This is a genomic window from Halalkalicoccus sp. NIPERK01, assembly GCF_030287405.1.
Classification (GTDB): domain Archaea; phylum Halobacteriota; class Halobacteria; order Halobacteriales; family Halalkalicoccaceae; genus Halalkalicoccus.
The window spans coordinates 156,044-176,523 of record NZ_JASVVV010000002.1; the positions used below are offsets into that span (position 1 = coordinate 156,044).

The 20,480-nt window shown below is 69.5% G+C and carries 21 protein-coding genes and 2 pseudogenes; 11 read left to right on the top strand and 12 right to left on the bottom strand.

The window, feature by feature from the left end; translation table 11 throughout:
- Window positions 1-64 precede the first annotated feature (64 nt).
- Both QRT08_RS06815 and QRT08_RS06820 read left to right on the top strand, forming a co-directional pair.
- A pseudogene (locus QRT08_RS06815) lies at window positions 65-823 on the top strand (aldo/keto reductase).
- Between the two features lie 121 nt (window positions 824-944).
- On the top strand, window positions 945-2,255 hold the full coding sequence (locus tag QRT08_RS06820; protein ID WP_303650258.1) for an MATE family efflux transporter: 1,311 nt from the start codon (window positions 945-947) through the stop codon (window positions 2,253-2,255).
- On the opposite strand, the gene QRT08_RS06825 is transcribed toward QRT08_RS06820, so the two are convergent.
- Genes QRT08_RS06825 through QRT08_RS06835 form a run of 3 tightly spaced genes read right to left on the bottom strand, consistent with a single transcriptional unit; the run spans window position 2,252 to window position 5,443 of the window.
- On the bottom strand, window positions 2,252-2,752 hold the full coding sequence (locus QRT08_RS06825) for a TspO/MBR family protein (RefSeq protein WP_286045183.1): 501 nt from the start codon (window positions 2,750-2,752) through the stop codon (window positions 2,252-2,254). The two genes, QRT08_RS06820 and QRT08_RS06825, sit on opposite strands and share 4 nt — an antisense overlap.
- Window positions 2,753-2,784: 32 nt before the next feature.
- Window positions 2,785-4,113, bottom strand: a complete 1,329-nt coding sequence (gene truD, locus QRT08_RS06830; protein WP_286045184.1) for a tRNA pseudouridine(13) synthase TruD — start codon at window positions 4,111-4,113, stop codon at window positions 2,785-2,787.
- 34 nt (window positions 4,114-4,147) lie between these two features.
- Window positions 4,148-5,443 (bottom strand): cobyrinic acid a,c-diamide synthase, encoded by a 1,296-nt coding sequence (locus QRT08_RS06835; protein WP_286045185.1) that lies wholly within the window; start codon window positions 5,441-5,443, stop codon window positions 4,148-4,150.
- A gap of 71 nt (window positions 5,444-5,514) precedes the next feature.
- Between QRT08_RS06835 and QRT08_RS06840 the strand changes: the two are divergent.
- From QRT08_RS06840 to nucS, 3 genes and pseudogenes are all read left to right on the top strand, one after another.
- Window positions 5,515-6,513 (top strand): annotated as a pseudogene (locus QRT08_RS06840) (NAD(P)/FAD-dependent oxidoreductase); the annotation flags it as partial.
- Between the two features lie 104 nt (window positions 6,514-6,617).
- Window positions 6,618-7,046: a DUF6735 family protein gene (locus tag QRT08_RS18790; protein WP_369684821.1), complete on the top strand. Its 429-nt coding sequence runs from the start codon at window positions 6,618-6,620 to the stop codon at window positions 7,044-7,046.
- Between the two features lie 48 nt (window positions 7,047-7,094).
- A complete protein-coding gene (nucS, locus tag QRT08_RS06845) occupies window positions 7,095-7,829 on the top strand; it encodes an endonuclease NucS (RefSeq protein WP_483299934.1) in 735 nt (244 codons plus the stop codon).
- On the opposite strand, the gene mutS is transcribed toward nucS, so the two are convergent.
- Window positions 7,826-10,444 (bottom strand): DNA mismatch repair protein MutS, encoded by a 2,619-nt coding sequence (gene mutS / locus QRT08_RS06850; RefSeq protein ID WP_286045187.1) that lies wholly within the window; start codon window positions 10,442-10,444, stop codon window positions 7,826-7,828. The genes nucS and mutS overlap by 4 nt on opposite strands.
- A gap of 94 nt (window positions 10,445-10,538) precedes the next feature.
- Here mutS and QRT08_RS06855 point away from each other — a divergent pair, with 94 nt between their 5' ends.
- On the top strand, window positions 10,539-10,904 hold the full coding sequence (locus QRT08_RS06855; RefSeq protein WP_286045188.1) for a thioredoxin family protein: 366 nt from the start codon (window positions 10,539-10,541) through the stop codon (window positions 10,902-10,904).
- A 54-nt stretch (window positions 10,905-10,958) separates the two neighbouring features.
- Here QRT08_RS06855 and QRT08_RS06860 read toward each other — a convergent pair whose 3' ends face one another.
- Together QRT08_RS06860 and pth2 are read right to left on the bottom strand one after the other, a co-directional pair.
- Window positions 10,959-11,594, bottom strand: coding sequence for a DsbA family oxidoreductase (locus tag QRT08_RS06860; RefSeq protein ID WP_286045189.1), 636 nt, complete (start codon window positions 11,592-11,594; stop codon window positions 10,959-10,961).
- A gap of 66 nt (window positions 11,595-11,660) precedes the next feature.
- A complete protein-coding gene (gene pth2 / locus QRT08_RS06865; RefSeq protein ID WP_286045190.1) occupies window positions 11,661-11,999 on the bottom strand; it encodes a peptidyl-tRNA hydrolase Pth2 in 339 nt (112 codons plus the stop codon).
- Between the two features lie 83 nt (window positions 12,000-12,082).
- On the opposite strand from pth2, the gene dcd reads away from it, so the two are divergent.
- The 3 genes from dcd to QRT08_RS06880 all read left to right on the top strand — a co-directional run bounded on the left by dcd (window position 12,083) and on the right by QRT08_RS06880 (window position 14,287).
- Window positions 12,083-12,670 carry a dCTP deaminase gene (gene dcd, locus QRT08_RS06870; protein ID WP_286045191.1) on the top strand — a complete coding sequence of 196 codons (588 nt, stop codon included), beginning with the start codon at window positions 12,083-12,085 and terminating at the stop codon, window positions 12,668-12,670.
- 67 nt (window positions 12,671-12,737) lie between these two features.
- A complete protein-coding gene (locus QRT08_RS06875; RefSeq protein ID WP_286045664.1) occupies window positions 12,738-13,640 on the top strand; it encodes a thiamine-phosphate synthase family protein in 903 nt (300 codons plus the stop codon).
- Window positions 13,637-14,287 (top strand): class I SAM-dependent methyltransferase, encoded by a 651-nt coding sequence (locus QRT08_RS06880; protein WP_286045192.1) that lies wholly within the window; start codon window positions 13,637-13,639, stop codon window positions 14,285-14,287. The genes QRT08_RS06875 and QRT08_RS06880 overlap by 4 nt, the downstream gene beginning before the upstream one ends.
- On the opposite strand, the gene QRT08_RS06885 is transcribed toward QRT08_RS06880, so the two are convergent.
- From QRT08_RS06885 to QRT08_RS06905, 5 genes are all read right to left on the bottom strand, one after another.
- Complete coding sequence (locus tag QRT08_RS06885) at window positions 14,282-14,677, bottom strand: acyl-CoA thioesterase (RefSeq protein ID WP_286045193.1); 396 nt, start codon at window positions 14,675-14,677, stop codon at window positions 14,282-14,284. The two genes, QRT08_RS06880 and QRT08_RS06885, sit on opposite strands and share 6 nt — an antisense overlap.
- 55 nt (window positions 14,678-14,732) lie before the next feature.
- Entirely contained in the window at window positions 14,733-15,503 is a 771-nt protein-coding gene (locus QRT08_RS06890) for a DUF7001 family protein (protein WP_286045194.1), read from the bottom strand.
- A 61-nt stretch (window positions 15,504-15,564) separates the two neighbouring features.
- On the bottom strand, window positions 15,565-16,062 hold the full coding sequence (locus QRT08_RS06895) for a methyltransferase family protein (protein WP_286045195.1): 498 nt from the start codon (window positions 16,060-16,062) through the stop codon (window positions 15,565-15,567).
- An 80-nt stretch (window positions 16,063-16,142) separates the two neighbouring features.
- Window positions 16,143-17,078: a sulfide-dependent adenosine diphosphate thiazole synthase gene (locus tag QRT08_RS06900; protein ID WP_286045196.1), complete on the bottom strand. Its 936-nt coding sequence runs from the start codon at window positions 17,076-17,078 to the stop codon at window positions 16,143-16,145.
- A gap of 82 nt (window positions 17,079-17,160) precedes the next feature.
- A complete protein-coding gene (locus QRT08_RS06905) occupies window positions 17,161-17,730 on the bottom strand; it encodes a DUF6517 family protein (protein WP_286045197.1) in 570 nt (189 codons plus the stop codon).
- Window positions 17,731-17,796: 66 nt separating this feature from the next.
- On the opposite strand from QRT08_RS06905, the gene QRT08_RS06910 reads away from it, so the two are divergent.
- A complete protein-coding gene (locus tag QRT08_RS06910) occupies window positions 17,797-18,228 on the top strand; it encodes an FxLYD domain-containing protein (RefSeq protein WP_286045198.1) in 432 nt (143 codons plus the stop codon).
- The gene (locus QRT08_RS06915; protein ID WP_286045199.1) at window positions 18,228-19,739 is read left to right on the top strand and encodes a flippase; all 1,512 of its coding nucleotides are present in this window, start codon (window positions 18,228-18,230) and stop codon (window positions 19,737-19,739) included. Before QRT08_RS06910 ends, QRT08_RS06915 begins: the two co-directional genes overlap by 1 nt.
- On the opposite strand, the gene QRT08_RS06920 is transcribed toward QRT08_RS06915, so the two are convergent.
- Window positions 19,696-20,466 carry a 4-phosphopantoate--beta-alanine ligase gene (locus QRT08_RS06920; protein WP_286045200.1) on the bottom strand — a complete coding sequence of 257 codons (771 nt, stop codon included), beginning with the start codon at window positions 20,464-20,466 and terminating at the stop codon, window positions 19,696-19,698. The genes QRT08_RS06915 and QRT08_RS06920 overlap by 44 nt on opposite strands.
- Window positions 20,467-20,480 lie beyond the last annotated feature (14 nt).

Here is a 20,480-nt window from a genome sequence, read left to right on the forward strand (position 1 = left end):
CCGCGGCGGAATAAAACCCGACCGCTTCCGACAGCCATTCGGTGCGGAGTCCCGAGAGCCGAGCATGGACCTCCCGACGATCGGCCTCGGAACGATGGGGATCGACGACCCCGACGCCATCGCCAGCGCGATCGAGATGGCCTACAGACACATCGACACCGCACAGATCTACGAGAACGAGGGCGTGGTCGGCGAGGGGATCGCCCGTGCGGACGTCCCCCGCGAGGAACTCACGGTGGCGACGAAGGTCTGGGCCGACAGCCTCGCACCCGCGGACGTTCGGACGAGTACGGAGGAGAGCCTCGACTGACTGGGCCTCGGTTCCGTGGACCTGCTCTACGTCCACCGCCCGATCGAGGCCTACGACCCCGAGACGACGCTGCCGGCGTTCGATTCGCTCAGAGAGGATGGACTGATCGACCACGTCGGCCTGAGCAACTTCACCCCTCCCCAACTCGACGAGGCCCGCGCGGTCCTCGACGCGCCGGTCGCCGCCCACCAGGTCGAGATGCACCCCTTCTACCGCCGCCCGGAACTCCTCGAGTACGCCCGTGACGACGGCCACGCGCTCGTCGCGTACTCGCCGCTCGCACAGGGGGTGGTGTTCGACGACCCCGTCGTCGGGGAGGTCGCCGAGATCCACGACGCGACCCCGGCGCAGGTGAGCCTCGCGTGGCTCGCGAGCGAGGGCGTCGTCCCGATTCCGAAAGCCAGCAGCCGCGGGCACCTCGAATCGAACCTCGAAGCGGCGGCCCTCGACCTCACCCCCGAGGAGCGCGAGCGGATCGACGGGATCGACCGCGAGGAGAGACTGTTCGAGTAACGAAGATTCAAACGGGACCCCCGAGTAGGCCTGGGGAGTGGACGAGGCGTATCCGGACGGCGGACTCCGGGAGCGTGTGTGGTCGGTCTGGCGGCGCGTTCTCGGCCTGTCGTGGCCGATGATGGCCGAACAGACCCTGCGCACGCTGATGCGCACAACCGACGTCGTGGTCGCGGGCTTCTTCTCGCCGGCGGCGGTGGCCGCGGTCGGCCTCGCGGACGTCTACGCCCGACTGCCGCTGTGGCTCGGGCTGGGCGTCGGCGACGGCGCGATCGCGCTGTCGAGCCAGGACACGGGAAGCGGCGCCGACGCCAACAGGGACCAGGCGGTCACGTGGGCGCTCACCATCGGGGTCCTCGCCGGCCTCCCGTTCCTCGCCTTCGGCCTGCTCTTTAGCTACGCAGCGATCGAGGTGCTGGGGGCCGACCGCGAGGTCGTCCGGATCGGCGGGCAGTACCTCGCGATCGTCCTCCTGAGTGCGCCCGCCTACCACGTCACGCTGATCGCCTCGCGCTCGATCCAGGGCACCGGCGACACGCGCACCCCGATGTACGTCAACGGCGCGGCGAACGTCCTCAACATCGCCGGGACGGTGGGTCTGGCGTTCGGCCTCGGGCCGCTTCCCGAACTCACGGTAATAGGAATCGCCGCCTCGACCGCCGTCTCGGATACGCTCGCCGCGCTCGCGCTCGTCGTGGTCATCGCCCGCCCGCGGGCGGAGCTCTCGCTCGTTCGACCCGTTGACCTCACGATCGCCAGACAGCTCGTCGTCATCAGCGCCCCGCGGGTCGCCGAGGGGCTCACCGAGGTGGTCGCCCAGTTCCCGTTCAACGCCGTCCTCCTGGCCTTCGGTACCGAGGTCAACGCCGCCTACCACATCGGCCGGCGGATGGAACAGCAGGTCGCCTCGCCGCTTTCTCGAGGATATGCCACCGCCGCGAACATCCTCGCCGGCCAGTCGCTGGGCGAGGGCGAACCCGAGAGGGCCTACTTCGACGGCTGGGCCGCGACGGGGCTCGCGGCGCTGACCGTCGGCGGCCTCGGACTCGTCCTGGTCGCCGGCGCGGAGTGGTTCGTCCTCGCGTTCACGCGCGATCCCGCGACGCTCGAGTACGCCGTCGGCTTCGCGCGGGCCTACGGGGTCGCGGCCGTCTTCATCGCGCTGTACGTGACCATCGCGGGCTCGCTTCGCGGCGGCAGCGAGACGGTCTCGCCCTTTCTGGCGAAGCTCTCGGGGACGCTGATCTTCCTGCTCGGGGTCTCCTACGTCGTCGGCCTCAGGCTGGGATACGGCGTCGTCGCCGCCTACGTCGCCATCGTCGCCGACTACGTCTGGCGGAACCTGCTCGTCGGAACGGTCTACTACCGGCGCAACTGGATCGAGCGGGGCACCCGGATGATGGCGGACCGGGGCAGCATCAAGGACGACTAGTTGAGCGCCCAGATCGAGTAGTTGAGGACGGCGGCGAAGGTGACCCACGCGAGATAGGGCACGAGCAGGGCGGCCGCGCGACGGTCGACCCGCGCGAAGGCGGCGATGGTCGCGACGATCAGGACCCAGAGCACGACGATGATCCCGAGCGCGAGCAGGAGTTCCCGGGCGGCGAAGAAGGCCGGCGACCACGCGACGTTGAGGGCCATCTGGAGGGCGAACAGGCCGAGGGCGACCGTCACCGCCCGCTCGCCGAGTCCTCGCCGGTAGACGAGGTAGGCGGCGATCCCCATCAGCGAGAAGAGGACCGGCCAGACGATCCCGAACGCCGCGCCCGGTGGGTAGAACCACGGTTTCTCGAGCGCCTGGAACCACGCGCTGTCGGGGGTCGTGAAGGGCACGCCGAGCGCCCCGATCAGGTTGATCAGGACGGCGGCGACGAGCGCGCCGAGGAGTTCGCGGCGGCCGATTCGCCGCCCGGCGACTGAGACTGCCATGCGCGTCGGTAGGCACGCACCGACGATAAAGATCAGCCGAGGTCGCGCGGATCGCACTTCAGGTACTCCCGCAGCAGCACGGTGGCGTACGAGCCGCTGGGCAGGGAGAAGTCGAACGTGAGCGGGTCGCGTCCGATCGCGAGGTCGGTCGTCACGAGGATCGCACGCCGGGTGCCGGTCGAGCCGAACTCGCCGGGCAGGTCGAAATCCGCCGGCTCGATCCCCTCTCGAGAGAGCACGTCGCGCTCGATCTCGCCGGGTTCGCCCTCGCCCAGTTCGGTGGCGGTCCCGACGAGCGGCGCGGTGACGAACGCCCGCCCGCGCTCGCCGTGGCGATTCACCGTCTCGACGCGCTTTTCGGTCACGCGCTGGGTTCGACCCATGTCGGGTCGAGTGAAACCCTCGGGGGCGTCGGCGTCGGCGAAACAGACCACGTCGCCCGCGACCGCGCGGTCGAACGGCAGGCCGCGGTCGAGGCGCTCGCTCACGATCCGGTTGAACAGGTACGATTGGGCGGCGTTGACGAACAGCCGCTGGAGGTTCGTTGGAACGGCTTCGAGCGCGGCCCGGAAGTCCTCCTCGTCCTGCGCCCCGTCCTCGACGAGCCGATGGAGCATCGAGCGCTCGAAACCCAGTTTCCGGGGGAAGCGTTCGAGCGCGCCCTGCCAGTCCCCGGTATCGTCCACGTAGCCCCGGGCCGCCCGCGTGTCATCGGGTTCCGCGTCGCGGGGGTTCCCGAGGTACTCCACGACGGCCCCGCGCCAGTCACCGCGGGCGACGGCGATCCCCACCCGATGGGTGACCGGGCGCCGACTGCCGAAGCGCTGCTGGCCGAAGTAGTTCGGAACCCCGATGGAAGCGCCGCCGAACTCACGAAGTTCCCCCGTGATCGCCTCGACTCCGCCGGGGTCGGCGTCCCGAACCCGGATCTCGAAGGCGTTGCCCGCCAGATCGCCGAACTCGATCGACCGTCCGGCCCGCCCGACGACCTCGATCTCCGCGTCGCGGATCTCGGGAAGCGCGTCGGGGTCGGCCTTCATCACGCTGAACAGTTGCGTGGTCACGGCCCGCTTGTCCTTCGTCCCGGCCCACGAGACGCGCTCGCGGCTGGCCCCCATCGCGTCCGAGAGCCGACGGGCGAAGTCGTTGGTGTCCCAGCCCCGGAGGGTGGCCCGGAGCACGAGGTGCGGGTAGTCGTCGGGGTCGGCGTCGACCGGTTGGGTATCGAAGTCCTCGATCTCGCGGACCCGGAAGTCCTCGTCCCGCTCGCGGATCCGCCCGTCGATCCCGTCCGAACTGCTGGCGTAGAACTCCATGCCGACCTCGCGCTCGACCGGGTGGGCAGGGAGGCGCTCGTCCATACCCGTCCTCGTCCCGGCGTGCGGATAAACCCTCTCAGAGCGCCTCGAGAAGGCGATCGAACGCGCCGCTCTCGGCGTGGACGTGCGCGTAGGTGCCGAGCACGTCGTACTCGCTCAGCCCGTCGTGCTCGCCGTCGATGCCGTCCCCGCGCTCGACGTCGAAGGCGAACCGGGCGTCCGGGCCCACGTCGGCACTCGAGTAGTGAAACTCGTGGCCCCGAATCGACTCGCCCGCGCGCGCCGAGAGGGTGTCCTCGCGCGCCCGGAGCGTGACGTGATCGAGCGCCCGATACCGCTCGTGCATCTCGATCCGGGCGGGCAGGACGCCGGCCATCTCGTAGGTGTCCCCGTCGACGGTCCGGAGGGACTCCGAAAGCGCCATCATCCCGCCACACTCGCCGAAGACCGGCAGTCCCTCGCTGGCCCGCGTTGCGAGCGTGTCGAGTGCGGGGCTGTCGGCGAGCGCGGCGGCGTGCAGTTCGGGATACCCGCCGGGGAGGTAGACGCCGTCGCAGTCGGGGAGCGGGTCGCCGCGCACGGGCGAGAACGTGGCGACCTCGCCGCGTTCCTGCAAGCGTTCGACCGTCGCGGGATACCGGAAACAGAAGGCCGCATCGCGCGCGACCGCGATCCGTTTGCCGATAGCAGGGAGGGGTTCTTCGGGATCGGGTCGCGGCGGGGCGCGCGCGAGGGCGGCGAGGCCCTCCGCGTCGAGGTGGTCTGCGGCCTCGTCGAGCGCCGCGAGGTCGATCGGCGACTCCCCGCCCATGTGGAGTCCGAGGTGGCGCTCGGGGATCTCCAACCCATCCAGCGGCGGAACCCGGCCGAGATACGAAAGCGAGTCGGGGAGCGCCTCGCGGATCCCCCGCTCGTGGCGGCCGCCGTGGGCGCGCTGGGCGACGATCCCGGCCACGTCGATATCGTGGCCGGCGTGGGCGGCGTACTCGCGAAAGCCGAGCGCGGTCGCGGCGACGCTCTCCATGCCCGCGCTGGCGTCACAGACGAGCACGACGGGCAGGTCGAGCAGGTCGGCGATCCGGGCGGTGCTCGTATCGCCGTCGTACAGCCCCATCATCCCCTCGACGACGCACAGGTCGCCCTCGCCGCGGTAGTAGTTCCGTCTCGTGCCCTCCTCGCCACAGAGCCACGGGTCGAGCGTGCGCGAGGCCCGGCCCGCGACCGCGGCGTGGTGGCTCGGGTCGATGAAGTCGGGGCCGGCCTTCGCCGGTTGGACGGCGTGGCCGGCGTTCGATAGCGCGCGGACGGCCGCGAGCGTGGCGACGGTCTTGCCGACGCCCGAGGCTGTTCCCGCGAGCACGAATCCCTTCATACCCGACGTGTGCGACCCGGGAGTATCAACGCCACGGGAACCCTTATCGTCCGACCGGCGCGAGGGGACGTATGCACGTCGCGATCGTCGGCGGGGGCGTCGTCGGAACCGCGCTGGCAGCGGCGCTTTCGGACCGGGCGGAGGTGACGCTGCTCGAACGGGGCACGCTGGGAGAGGGCACGACCGCGGCCTCGATGGCGATGATCCACCGCCAGCAGCCCGCTCCACGGGAGTACGACCGGCGCCTGCGCGACCTGTCGTGGGCACGCTACGAGCCCCACCTCGACGACCTCACGCACACGCGGATCGGATCGCTCTACGTCGCCGAGACCGAGGCGGCCGCCGAGCGGTTGCCCGGGGCGGCACGCACGCTGACCGGGTTCGGGATCGAGACCGAGTACGTCGACCCGGACGAACTCGGGGAGTTCGGGGTCGAAGTGGGGATCGGAGGGCTGTACACGCCCGAGGAGGGGTACTTCGAGCCCGACGAACTCGTCGAGCGCTTCTCGGCCCGCGCACGCGAGGGCGGCGCGCGGATCGAGACGGGCGTCGAAGTCGAGGGCATCGACCCCGGCGAGCGGGTCGACGTCGAGACCACCGACGGACCGGTTACGGCCGACGCGGTCGTCAACGCCGCCGGTCCGTGGGCGCCCGAGATCGACCGGCTCGTCGGGCTGGAGTTCCCGCTTCGCCACACCCGCGGGCCGATCCTCTCGGTGTCGAGTCCGAACCCGCCGGAGCCGTTCACGCTGTTCGAGCGCGGGTTGTACTGTCGGAGCCACGTCGAGGGGGCGTACGTCGGCCGGTTGGTCACCGACTTCGCGGCGGGCGAGCGACTCGATCCCGACGAGCCCCGATCGGTCCCCGAGTCGTTCCGCGAGGAAGCACGGGAGTTCGCCGGCGCGATCCCCGCGCTCGCGAAAGGAGAGGTGATCGACGAGTGGGTCGGGCTCAGGACCGTCACGCCGGACGGCCGCCCGCTCGTGGGCGAGACGGCGGTCGAGGGCTACTTCATCGCGACCGGCATGAGCGGGACGGGAGTCACGCTCGCGCCCGCCGTCGCGGACCTGCTCGCCGACCGACTGCTCGGCGCGGAGCGGGACCTCCTCGAAGCGCTCTCGCCCGCGCTTCGCGTAGGGTTTATACGTAGTGAGGGGGGCAGAGGGGGCCATCCGTGGCCCGCAGAACCCTCGTCGCCGAACGGCAGGACAACGGTGCCTACACGCTCGCCGAGCGTCGCGAGCCGTCGGGACGGGAGCCCACGCCGGTGGCAACCGCCCTCTCGTGGCGCGCGATCTTCGAGTTCGTCGACTTCGGCGCTCACGAGGCGGTCGTCGTCCGCGAGGAATCGGAGACGACCTACTTCGTCCTGCCCTTTTCGATCCCGACCGCCGACTCCCGCTCTCCCGCGGGCGGGGCCTGCATCGCGCTCAGGCCCGAGGCGGGCCTGAGCGAGGCGTACCTCAGGGGATGGACCCACGCGATGAAGGAGGCCCTCGGGGACGCGATCGAGGCGGGACTGCTCGACGAGCGGGCGGCGTTCGTCTACCTCGAGAGTCGGGTGCGAACGTTCGCCGAGACGACCGAGGTGGTCGTCCCGTAGCGATCCCATAGCGTGGTTTTTACCTCCCGGAGCCGGTAGGGGAAAGCAGTGACAGCGAGCGAGGAGGGGCCGATCGTGCTCTCGGAGCCGAGCGCCGAGGAGGCCCGCAACCGGCTGGCGGAGGGGATCGAGCGGGGCGCGCTGGCCACGCTCTTCGGCGAGTGCACCGTCGAGTACGACGGCCGCGCGGCGAGCGAACTGGGCCCCGGCGAGCGCCACGTCATGTGCAAACCCGACGGGACGGTACTCGTTCATACCGCGGAGGGACAGAAGCCGGTCAACTGGCAGCCCCCCGGTTGTACGCAGGAGGCGCGGATCGAGGACGGAATCCTCGTCCTCCACAGTCGGCGCTCGAACCCCGACGAGGAACTCGTGGTCCGATTCACCCGAGTGGCCCACCTCGCGATCTTCGAGACGGACGGCGCCGAGGGGACGACCCTCTCGGTCACGGGCACCGAGGAGGACATGAAACGGCGCATTCTGGAGGAGCCCGACCTGATCGAACCCGGGTTCCGGCCGCTCGCGACCGAACGCGAGACGCCGGCCGGCGCGGTCGACGTCTACGGCGAGGACCGGGAGGGGGCGGTCGTGATCCTCGAACTCAAGCGCCGGCGCGTCGGCCCCGACGCCGTGGGCCAGTTGAGCCGCTACGTCGAGGCGCTCGAACGCGACCTCCACGCCGGCGTCGCGATCCGCGGGATCCTCGTCGCGCCCTCGGTCACGGACCGCGCCCGTCGGCTGCTCGCGAAGAAGGGGTTCGAGTTCGTCGCGCTGTCGCCCTAATCGAGGTCGCGTTTCAGCCGATCCAGCGTGGTCAGCGCCTCGATCGGCGTCATGTTCGCCACGTCGAGCGAACGGAGTCGTTCGGCGAGCGGCCCGTCACCTCCGGAGGCGGTGGCGGGCTCGCCGCCGTCCGTCGCACTCTCTGTATCGGCCTCCTCGGCCGCGACGAGCGCGCGTGAGCGCTCGACGACGCGCTCCGGTACGCCCGCGGCGCGGGCGACCTCGATCCCGTAGGAGGCGGTCGCCGCGCCGCGCGAGACGTCGTGTCGGAACGTGACCCCCTCCTCGGCCTGGGTGGCCGCGAAGTGGAGGTTGAACGCGCTCTCGAGATCGGCGGCCAGCGCGGTGAGTTCGTGGTGGTGGGTCGCAAAGAGCGTCAGCGCGCCCACCTCGTCGTGGACGTACTCGGTGATGGCGCGCGCGATCGCCAGCCCGTCGGCGGTGCTCGTTCCCCGTCCCACCTCGTCGAGCAGGACGAGCGAGCGCTCGGAGGCACCTCGAAGAATGGTCGCGAGTTCGCCCATCTCGACCATGAAGGTGGAACGGCCGCCCGCGATGTCGTCGCTCGCGCCCACGCGGGTGAACACGCGGTCGACGATCCCCACGCGTGCGCCGCTCGCGGGCACGAAACTCCCGATCTGCGCGAGGATCGTGATCAGCGCGATCTGGCGCATATAGGTGGATTTCCCGCTCATGTTCGGGCCCGTCAGCACCGCGAGGCGTTCCTCGGGCGCGAGTCGGGCCCCGTTGGGGACGAACGACTCCTGAGTGCGCTCGACGACCGGGTGGCGACCGCCCTCGATCTCGATTCCCGGCTCGTCGGCGATTTCGGGGCGGGCGTAGCCGTACTTCGCGGCGACCGTCGCGAGCGAGACGAGGACGTCCAGGGTCGCGAGCGTCTCCGCGACCGCCTGCACCCGCTCGGATTCGCCCGCGACCTCGCTTCGAACGTCGGTGAAGATCTCGTATTCGAGGTCGTCGGCCCGTTCCTCGGCCGTGATGATCTCGTCCTCTCGCTCCTTGAGTTCCGGCGTGTAGAAGCGCTCGGAGTTCTTCAGCGTCTGTCTGCGGGTGTAGTTCTCGGGTACCTGATCGAGGTTGGGGTTCGTGACCTCGATGTAGTAGCCGTGGACCTGGTTGAACCCCACCTTCAGCGAGTCGATCCCCGTCCGCTCGCGTTCACGCCGTTCGAGCGAGTCGATCCACGCCTTTCCCTCGCGCTCGGTCTCGCGAAGCGAATCGAGGTCGGCGTCGTAGCCCGGCGCGATCACGTCGCCCTCGGTGACCTCGATCGGCGGGCTCTCCGCGATCGCGCGGTCGATGAGGTCCCGGACCTCCCCCAGTTCGTCCAGATCCTCCCGAAGGCTGCAGAGGGTGTCGCTCTCGACGTCCGCCATCGCCTCGCGGATCTCCGGAACCCTGTCGAGAGTGTCCTTCAGCGCGCGCAGGTCGCGGGCGTTCGCCCGACCGCGCGAGACGCGCGCGATCAGGCGCTCGACGTCGTAGACGTCGATCAGGAGGTCGTGGACCTCCTCTCGCGCGCTCACGAGCGTCGTCCACTCCTCTACCGCGTCGAGTCGGGCGTCGATCCGCACGGGATCGAGCAGGGGTCGGCGCAGCCAGTCGGTGAGCTTCCGTCGCCCGAGCGCACAGGCCGTCTCGTCGAGCACGCCCAGGAGCGTGTTCCCGGCGTCGCCGCCGACCGCGCGGGGCTCGAACAGCTCCAGACTCCGGAGCGCCACCCGATCCAGCAGCATGTACTCGCGGGGTTCGTAGCGAGTGAGGTGGTTGAGGTAATCGAGGTGGCCCTCCTGGCCGCCGCGGGTGTACTCGGCGTACGCGAGCAGCGCGCCACAGGCGGCGATCTCGGCGTCGCTCGCCAGCCGTTTCTCGGGCGCGCCGAAGTACGAATCGAGCAACGCGCGTGCCGACTCGACCTCGAACTTCGCGGGATCGTACGGCGTGACCATGCAGTCCGAATCGCCGGACCACGTCTGGCTGCCAGCCGAGCTTCGCTCGGCGCTGTCGAATCCGTCGAACCCCTCGATCCCGGGCCCGACGATCGCCTCCGCAGGGGCGAAGCGGCTGATCTCGTCGCGGATCGTTTCTTCCGAACTCGACCCGGTGGCGACGAAATCGCCGGTCGAGACGTCGAGGAAGGCCAGTCCGTACTCCTCCTCGCGGGCCAGCGCCGCGACGTAGTTGTTGTCCTCGCTTCTGAGCAGTTCGTCCTCGGTCAGGGTGCCGGGCGTGACGATCCGCGTTACGGCACGTTCGACGACGCCGCTCGCCTCCTCGGGGTCCTGGACCTGATCCGCGACCGCGACCCGAAACCCGGCGTCGAGCAGCGTCTCGATGTAGGACTCGGCGCTGTCGATCGGGATGCCCGCCATCGGGTAGCTACCTGTAGAATCCTCGCGTTTCGTCAGCGTGATCTCGAGCAGCCGGGCAGAGACCTCGGCGGCCTCACAGAACGTCTCGTAGAAGTCCCCCACCTGAAAGAGCACGAGCGACCCGTCGTACCGTCCACAGAGGTCGCAGTACTGGCGCATCATCGGCGTCAGGTCCTCGTAGCGTTCGCGCATCTTCTCGGGTGCGCCGAGCGCCCGTTCCATAGCTGTGGGTGGCTCTCAGCGTGGAAATACCCCTCGGAATCGCACCCCGCGGGGAGGCCGAGCGGCCTAACCGGGTCGAGTCCCTACAGGGACCATGAACGCGAACATCGACAAGCCGATTCGCGCGGGGACCTGCCAGGACCTCGACGGGATCGTCGAGGAACACGACCGCGTCCTCGCGGAGTTCTACACGAAGGGCTGCACGCTCTGTCAGTCGATCGAGCCCGTCCTGGGGAACGTAGCCCGTTCGACCGACGTGACGGTCGTCATGATCAACCCCGAGACGGACCTCTCGCTGGTCGACGAGTACGACATCAGGAGCGTTCCGACGCTGGTCCTGTTCGAGGACGGCGAGCGGGTCGGACGGCTCGCGAAGGGGTTTCAGGGGGCCGAGGAGATCATCGCGTTCGTCGAGGAGAACGCGGGCGGTTCGATACGCTCGCCGACGGACGAGACCTGATCGCCCGAGGGGCGGCGCTCCGGACCCGAACCGATGGCGGCTGTCGTGGCTGACTCACGTCCCCTCGACGAGCCGCTCCAACTGTGCGGGCGGCACCGCGCCGCGGGCGGCGTAGCCGTCGTAGACGAAGGTCGGGACGCCCGTCACGCCGCGCTCGCGCGCCGCCGAGAACTCCTCGGCGAGTCGCTCCCGGAGGCCCTCGTCCTCGCTCGCTCCGAGGACCCCCTCGGGATCGAGACCCACGCCCTCGACGACGTCGGCGAGCACGTCCCGATCGCCGATGTCCCGCCCGTCCCGCCAGAGCGCGTCGTAGATCGCCTCGTCGAACTCGCGCCAGCGCTCGGGACGGGCCTCCTTGACGTATAGCGAGGCGGCCTGGGCGGGAAGCGAGTCGACCTCGCGGGCGATCTCCTGGGCCATCTCGACGCCGTACTCCTCCTGCAGACGCCGGACGTTCTCCCTCGCCTGCTCGAAGTACTCCTCGTCCTTCCCGTCGTCTACCGAGTGATCGATCTCGCCGTCCGGCCCCCGTTTGTCGCTTCGCAGGTCGAAGGGGTGCCAGTCGAGTTCGATGGGGTCCTCCCGGGTCGCTTGGTACTGTGCGAGTGACTGGCGGCCGAGATAACAGAACGGGCAGACGTAGTCGGCGTAGATCGTGAGTTGTTCGTCCTGGACCGCGGTTTCGCTCATGGCACCCTTTCGGCGTCGAGCCGGTAAAGCGGGCGGGTCGCGGCGAGCGACGGATGGCGGCGGCGATCAGAACAGCGAGAGGTGGCCCGTCACGCGATCCACCCGGTCGTCGGCGGCGGGCCCGACCGCGAGCGCCGTTACTGTACCTGATTCGAGTTGGGTGTGGCCGGCGTCGCGGATCACCGCGTGGGGGATCCCCTCGCGTTCGGCGCGATCCGCGAGTTCGAAGATCTCCGCCTCGCCCGAGGCCTTCAGCACCACCTTCTTCTGGCCGCTCCCCTTCCAGTCCTTTCGCGCCCCTGGGTCCGTGTCCTCGTAGGCCGACAGCGAGGCGTGGGCGACCTGCGCGGCGAGTTTTCCCTGGCCCATGCCGATGTCCGTGCGGGCGACGATCGCCTGTTTCATACCCCCAGTGGGTGGCGCGGGGGTTATAGCGGTGGCTACTCGCTATCGGGAAGGTTTACACCGCCCCGCCCGATTCTTCGGGTATGATCCTCTCGGACGCCGACATCCTCCGTCGACTGGAGGCGGGCGACCTCGTGATCGAACCCATAGACGATCCCGACCTCCAGATCCAGCCCGCGAGCGTCGACCTCCGTCTGGGACGCGAGTTTCTGGAGTTCCAGCGCGCGAACATCCCCTGTATCCATCCCGCCAGCGAGCGCGAGGTCTCCGAGTACGTCTCCGAGACCGTCATCGACGAGGGCGAGGAGTTCGTCCTCCATCCCGGCGACTTCGTGCTCGGCACGACGAAAGAGCGCGTCGAGATCCCGCCCGACCTGCTCGCGAACGTCGAGGGACGCTCGTCGCTGGGCCGGCTGGCGATCGTGGTCCACAGCACGGCCGGGCTGTGCGATCCGGGCTATCGCGGCCAGATCACCCTCGAACTCTCGAACCTCGGCAACGCGCCGGTGGCGCTCACGCCGGGGATGCGCATCAGCCAACTGGTCTTCACCGAGCTGAAGACTCCTGCCGAGCGGCCCTACGGGAGCGATCGGGGCTCGAAGTACCAGGACCAGCGCGGTCCCCAGGCGTCGAGAATCCAGGGTGACCACGAGTTCGGAGGCGACCAATGAGCGCGCCCGAGCGCCACGAGGGTGCGGGGGTCTCGCCGAGGGACTCGGAGCGGTTCGGGGGCGAGCGATGAAGTTCGTCGAGGAGGTCGTCGTCGAGGAGTTCCTCCCCACCTTCCGGTCGATGCTCGCGGAGGACCTCCGCGAGCGGGGGCTGACCCAGAGCGAGGTCGCCGAGGCGCTCGGGATCAGCCAGAGCGCCGTCTCGAAGTACGCCCACGGCGAGATCGCCCGCCGCGAGGTGTTTCTGGAGGACGACCGCGTGCGGTCGCTAGTCGACCGCATCGGCGAGGGACTCGCGACCGGCGACATGAGCCGGCTCCAGGCGCTCGTCGAGGCGGAGGTGGTGATCCGGCGACTCGAGACGCGCGGCGACCTCGTCGCGACCCTCCACGAGGGGGCGATGCCCGAACTCGCCGAGTACGACGGCGAGTTCCGCATCCACGACCCCGAGAGCGACCTGCGAACGACCGAGCGCGTCCTCTCGTCGGTCCGCCGGGGGCTGCGCACCCTCGAGAACACGAGCGGCTTCGCGGGGCTGATCCCCAACGTGGGGTCGAACCTCGTCGAGTGCGTTCCGGAGGCCGTGACCATCGACGACGTCGCGGGGGTCCCGGGACGGATCTTCGACGTGAAGGGGCGAGCGACCATCCCCGGCGAGCCCGAGTTCGGGGTGAGCGAACACGTCGCGACCGTCCTGCTGACCGCGCGCGAACACGGCAGCGGGGCGAACGCGGCGCTGAACGTCCGCTACGACCCCTCGCTGGTCGCGCTGCTCTCGGAGTCGGGCCACACCGTCGTCGAGTTCGAGGGCGAGGGCGACCTCGAAGAGGCGATCGCCGCGGCGCTCGACTCGGAACCGGAGGCGACCGTCCTCGCCCAGACCGGCGGGTTCGGAATCGAGCCCGTGATCTACGTCCTCGGCGCGGACGCTGCCGAAGTCGTCGAGGCGATCGAACCGCTGCTGCGATGAGCGCCGCCGCGTTCTACACCCGGTGGGCCGGCCTCTACGATCACGTCTCCCGAACTGTTCCGGGAATCGACGCGCTCCGGGCACGAACCGCTCGCGCGCTCGATCTCGACCTCGGGGACGTGGTCGTGGAGATGGGCTGTGGAACCGGCGCGAACCTCGCCCATCTGCGGGAGGCGGTCGGCCCCGAGGGGACCGTCGTCGGCGTGGACTTCTCGACGGGCGTCCTCCGACGCGCACGCGAGCACGTCGAACGGGAGGGCTGGGAGAACGTCCACCTCGTCCGGGGCGACGCGACCGGACCGCCCCTTCGAGGGGCAGACGCCGTCGTCGCCACGTTCGTCGTCGGGATGTTCGCCGAACCCGACCGGGCGGTCGACGGCTGGTGCGATCTCGTGGGCTCCGGGGGGACGGTTGCGCTGCTCAACGCCGCCCGCAGTCGCCGGGCGTACGGCCCGCTTCTCAACGGCCCGTTCAGGGCGTTCGTCTACGTCTCGACCCCCGGAAAGCGACGGCTCGACGATCCGACGGCGCTGCTCGACCGGCGGGTCGAGGCCGCCCACGCGGCGGTCGAACGGCGCTGCGAGCGAACCGTCCACGACGAGGGCGCACTGGGGCTCGTGCGGTTGACGGCCGGCCGCGTCCTATAGCCCCTCGAACGCCGCGATCCGCTCGCGGAAGCGCTCGGGGATCGGGTGGGGTTTCTCGGTCTCGGGGTCGAGAAAGACCTGTACCGATTTCGCCGTTGCTGCCCGCTCGCCGTCCGCGAGGACCTCGTAGGTCATGGGGAGGCTCGATCGACCCATCTCGGGGACGTCGATCCCCACGGTCACGGACTGATCGAGCAGGATCGGCCGTTCGTAGGAGAGTTCGAGCGAGGCGAGCACGCTCGGGACGGCGTCCAGTCCCTCGTCGAGGACCTCCGCGAAGTACTCGGTGCGAGCCTGTTCGACGTAGGTCGCGTACACCGCGTTGTTCACGTGGCCCATCGCGTCGATGTCCCGAAAGCGGACCTGGATATCGGAGGAGAACTCGCCCATTGCGTAGTTCAAAACGGATGGGCGAGATAACTCCCGCGATCCGTTGGCCCTGCGCTCAGTCCGGCGCGTAAACCGCAGTGTGACGCTCGCAAAACTCGGGCCCTCGTAACTGCGCCTCGATCAGTTCGGGTTGGCGATGGGCGTTGTAGAGCCGACAGACCGAACGCTCGCAGAACGCCTCGCCCGTCTCGAGGTAGTGGTACGCGCTCAGGACGTAGCCCGCAAGCGCCTCGGTCGTCCGGGGGTCCTCGGCGACGAGGAACTCGCCCTCGACCTCGCTTTCGAGCACCTCGCGCGGCGGGGTGTCGCCGCCGAGCAAAGCGTGGCGCTGCTGTTCCTCGTAGTAGGCCTCGGGTTTGGCGGGCGCCTCGTACAGCCCCGGGACCGAGATCGGCGCGGGTTGACCCAGTACGTTCACCCGCTTGTGCCACCGTTTGTCGTGGTCGCCCCACGTGGCGAGCGCGCGGTCGAGAACGGGGACGTGAAGATGCGAGAGCCCACGCTCCTCGGCGGGGAGCGCGTCGTTCAACGCCCGCTGGACCGCCAGGCCGTCGTAGAGCACGCCGCCCGCGCGCTCGGGGTTTTCGAGGGCGCGCTCCTCGTAGCGGACGATCCCGAGCATCGAGTTTCCCGTCTCCCGGTCGTAGGGATCGAGCACCCGCGCCTCGGCGAACCGCTCGGGGAGGGTCGGATTCGAGAAGACGTCGAGAAACCGGTCGCGGACCCCGACCTCGCAGTCGATCCGCCTGTCGAGCCACTCGGCAATCCCCTCGACGTCGCAGGCGGTCGTCGGCGCGCGATACAGCGTGAGGCTATCTACGGTCATATCAGTAGGTAGTGGTACCACATCGTGAAACGGTTGCGGTCACGGAGGTTCGACGGCCCGTTCAGCCCATCCGCCCGAGCGGCGGGAGCCACCGGGGGACGCGCTCGCAGTACCGCTCGTACGCCACACCGTGTTTCCGGGCCAAGTGAGGCTCCTCGTAGCCGATCACCCGGTTGTGAAAGCCGATCCAGCAGCCGGCGGCCCACCAGAGGACGGCGACCGAGCGATGGACGAGCGCCTGTCCGACGACGACCAGAAGCACCGCGAGATACATCGGGTTTCGCGTCTGAGCGTAGAGCCCGCTCGTGACGAGTTCGTTCGGTTCGTCCGTCGGCGACGGCGTCCCGCCGCCCGCCGCGAATCGGCCGGTCGTGTGCAGGTACAGGGCCGCTCCCGAGGCCAGCGACGTGGCCCCGAGGACGCGTGCAACCCCCGGTCGAATCGGGAGCCGCGGACGGGGCTGTCGCCGGGCGAGCAACTGGGGAACGGCCACGGCGACCGTCCCGGGGACGACCAGCGTGAACAACGCCGTTTCGAGTGCGACCCGGATCGAAGCCATGACAGTCCGTTCGCATCGTCCCACCATATGTGATTCGACAGCACGGTACGTATCACCCGCCACCGAGGGCGATAGAACGCTCAGTCGTCGCCCGACGCCGCGGCCTGCCGGTCGGTCAGTTCGACGGGGTCGGCGTCGACCTCGAGTTCGTCGAGGGCGGCCTGTGCGGCGCGCTTGCCCGAGAGCAGCATCGCGCCGAAGGTCGGCCCCATCCGCGGCAGGCCGTAGGTCGTCGCGGTCGCCATCCCCGTCACGATCAGACCCTCGTGCGCTACTCCAGTATGCTCGACGACCGCGTCCTCGCTTTTCCCGACCCACATCGAGTCGTGGCCCGGCGAGTCGTGGCCCGGCGCGCCATACGAATCGTCGCCGGTCTGGTCCATGCCCGTCGCGCTCGCCGCGGCGTCGCCGATGCCGGGCGCGTCGAGGACGCCTCGCTCGTGGAGCTTCTTGATCGCCATCGCGTCGTGGCCCGTCGCGTCGATCACCAGGTCGGCCTCCACGGCGATGGGGTCGACACAGGTGATCTCCCGGGGCAGGGCGTGGACCGGCGTCCAGTTCATGACGATCCCGCCCACACGATGATCCTCGCGGATCACGATGTCGGTGAACTCCGTCATGTTCTGCATCTTCGCGCCCGCGTCGCAGGCGGCCTTGATCAGCCCCGAACACGCCTCGGGACCGTTCGCCACGAAGAGGCCGGCGGCGTCCTTCGCGGGCTTGTAATCCACGTCGAGGTCGTCGAGCACGTCCTGTGCGGGCTGGCGCACCGTGACCTTGTTCATCAGGAACCCGCCGAGCCAGAAGCCCCCACCGAGGTAGTTGTTCTTCTCGACGACCATCGTCTTCACGCCGCGTTCGGCGAGTTCCTTCGCGGCCATCAGCCCCGAGGGGCCGCCCCCGATGACGATGACGTCCGAATCGGAGAAGTCCATGAACTCCTCGGTCCACTCCTGACCGATCGCGCGCGTTACGTCCGCCTCGCCCACCTCGCTGAACCGCTCGTACTGGCTCATACCACTAGGTCGTATTACCGAGTAGTTGAAAGGCGTTGTGGTACCTCTCCGAACGGCTGAGACGAGCGTGCCTCGGGACCCGCTACTCCACGCTTCGCAGCAGGCCGAGCAGTTCCTCGCGGTAGCCCGACGGATCGAGGGCGACCGGAAGCCCGTTCGTGGGGTAGGCCCCGCCCGCGATCCGGAACTCGTTCGAACGAATCCAGGCGCCGAACCACGCCTCGACTCCGGCCGCGAGGTCGCCCGCTCGGAACCGGGCGGCGTACTTCGTGAGTCGAACCCGATCGCCCGAGTCGGTCCGCATTCGCTGGGTTCGACCCCGATCGACGGCCTCGAACCCCCGTTTCTCGAGGTCGGCGACGAACGCCCGGCGGGACTCGGCGAGGACCATCGGGAACACGCCCGTCGGACCGATTCCTCCCAGCGACGGGTCGAACGTCAGTCTCGTCGCGAAGAAGAAGCGCCACGGCTGGTCGACCGCGCCGCCGGTCGCTTCCCGAACCGCCTCGCGTATCTCGGACTGCTCGTAGAGCGCGGTGTGGCCCTCGACGCGGACGGCCGAAAGCGAGAACACCGTCTCGCTCGTGCGCTCGTCGAGCGTCCAGGCGTCGAGGCGCTCCGAGGCCACCGTCGGGAAGGGGTCGCCGGCCATAGTAGTCGTTCGGGTTCGACCCCATTAGTCGGTGTGTATATGCGTCCCGAAGCCGTAACCCGGCCAATGCGCCGCCGGGAGCTACTCGTCTCGACGGGCGTCGCGTGTGCGCTCGCCGTCTGCGTCGGGGACGACGAACGGGTCCCCGACCGGCCCGAGGAGCCGAACGGTCCCGACGATTCGGAGGAACCCGACCGGCCCGAGGAGGGCGAGCGCGTCGAGATCGTCGAGAGCGTGCTGGTCCACCAGCACGTCGGCACCGACGAGGAGACCGTCTCGGTCAGGGGGGTCGTCGTCCCGCAGGAGGGCGTCGAGGTCAGCTACGTCGAGATCCGCGCGAGCTTCTACGACGCGGAGGGAGAACTGCTGGATACGACGATCGAGCAGGTCGAGATCGACGAGGGCGACCGCTGGAACTTCGAGGTCGTCTATCCGCAGGTGGGGGAACGCGCCACCGAGGTCGAGGACTACGAACTCGAGGTCGGCACCGAACTCTGATGAGCGGGAACGACTCGACGGCGACGATGGCCCGCGAGGGCTCGATCACGTTCGTCGGCAACCTCATCAAGAAGGGGTTCGGCTTCCTCATCATCGCCGTCATCACCCGGCTGGTGAGTCCGTCGGTGTACGGGCTGTTCATCCTCGCGACCTCGATCATCCTGTTCGTCCAGGCGTTCGCCACCCTCGGGCTCCCGAAGGCGATCGACTACTTCGTCCCCCAGTACCTCAGCGACGGCGAACACGACAAGGCCCGCGGGGTCATCCTCGTCGTGTTCGCGCTCGTGCTCGCCACCTCCGCGGTCGTCGCCGGGCTGATCGTCCTCGGGGCCGGAACGATCGCCGCCGCCTTCGACGAACCCGCTCTCGGGGTGGCGCTGCTCGTGTTGAGCGTCACCGTCCCGTTCCTCGCGGTCTACAACGCCCTGCTGGCGAGTTTCAGCGCGATCAAGCGCCTGAAGTTCCGCGTCTACATGCGCGACGTCATTCGCCCGACCGTCCGACTGATCGCCACCGCCGCGCTGTTGCTCGCGGGCTACGGCCTGCTCGGGGTGGTCGGTGGCTACCTGATCGGGCTGGTCGTCGCCATCGTCGCCGGCGTCTACTTCCTTCGGGAGAACGCCCCCCGGATCGTCGGGGCAGAGACCACGCGTGTCCCGTCACGGCCCCTGCTGTGGTACTCGGTGCCGCTCGCGTTCGCCAGCATCATCTACATCTTCCTCGGCCAGATCGACTACTTCGTCGTCGGCTACTTCTACGGCTCCGAGGAGGTGGGAATCTACCGCGTGGGCTACGCGCTCGCGGCGAACCTGATGATCTTCTCGAGTTCGCTCGGCCCGATCTTCAAGCCGCTGATCGCCGAGACCAAGGCCGATCGCGCGGCGGTCAGGACGCGCTACCGGACGGCCACCCGGTGGATCGCCGGGCTGACCCTCCCGGTCGCGCTCGTGGTGGCCTTCGGCGCGAGCGCGTACCTCTCGGTCGTCTTCACCCCCCAGTACACGGTCGCGACCGCCGCGGTCGTGATCCTCGCCGTCGGGATCACGATCAGCGCCGCGTGTGGCGGCCCCGACGGCGGCCTGCTCCAGGGGCTTGGCTACTCGCGGCTCGTCTTCCTCAACACGGCGGTCCTGCTCGTCATCAACGTCGGCGTGAGCGTCCTGCTCGTCCCCCGTATCGGAATCACGGGCGCGGCGATCGGGACCGCGAGCGCGCTCACGGTGAACGGCCTGCTGGCCGTCGCCGAGGGCCACCGGTTTCACGACGTCCACCCGCTCACCCGGGATCTCGGGAAGATTCTCCTCGCCGCGGTTCCCGCGGCCATCGGCGCGAGCGCCGTCGTCCTCGCCGTGGACTCGCCGTACGTCGTCGCGTTCGCGCTGCCGGCGGTGGTCTTCACGCTCTACGTGGGGACACTCCACCTGACGAACGCCTTCACCGCCGAGGACGGCGAGATCGCCGCCCAGATCAGTCCCGCGCTCCGTCGGGCGATCGCCCTGAGCCGTCGGTAGGCGAGCGGATCGCGCGCTCGGCGTCCGCGAGCGCGGCCTCGGGGTCGAACCCCCGTTTGATCGCCTCGAGATTCGCGCCCGACTCGCGCAGGTCGCGGGCGTGGCGCGCGATGTTGGGAATCGCGCGAACGACGTTGTCGATGATCGGCACCGTCGCCACCTGCGCCGAGCGCGACAGCGGGTTGAGGTCGATCACGATCTCGACCGTTCCCATCGCCCCGAGCGCCTCCGCGCGGTCGCCGTCCTCTAAGGGCACGACCACCACGTCGGCGTCGTAGATCCCGTCGGCGTCGACCTTCGCGCGCTCGTGCGAGAGGTCCGGGATCCGCGCGTCGGCGGTCAGGCCCTTGACCTCGCTCGCGCCGTGGGCGCGCAGGTGGTCGGCGATCGCCCGCACGCGCTCGTCGGTGCGGCCGAAGAGGTTGACTTCGAGGTCAGCCCCGACCGCCTCGGCGAGATCGACCACCTCCCCGGGACAGAGCGCGGCGACGTTGCCGTTGACCGAGAGGACTGGGTGACGCGCCGACAGCAGGTGCGCCGCGGCGGCGCGGGCGGCGGCGTCGGCGCTCTCGATGGTACGTTCGCCCAGCAGGTAGTCGAACGCCTCGCCGCGACCCTGCGCGATCAGCCCCTGTCGGCTCGTGATCCCTTTCTCGACGCCCTCCTCGATTCGGTGGCGGGTCACCAGCGAGTCGTGACGCGGGTGGTCCGCCGGGATGTCGGTCATACCCGTTCTCGACG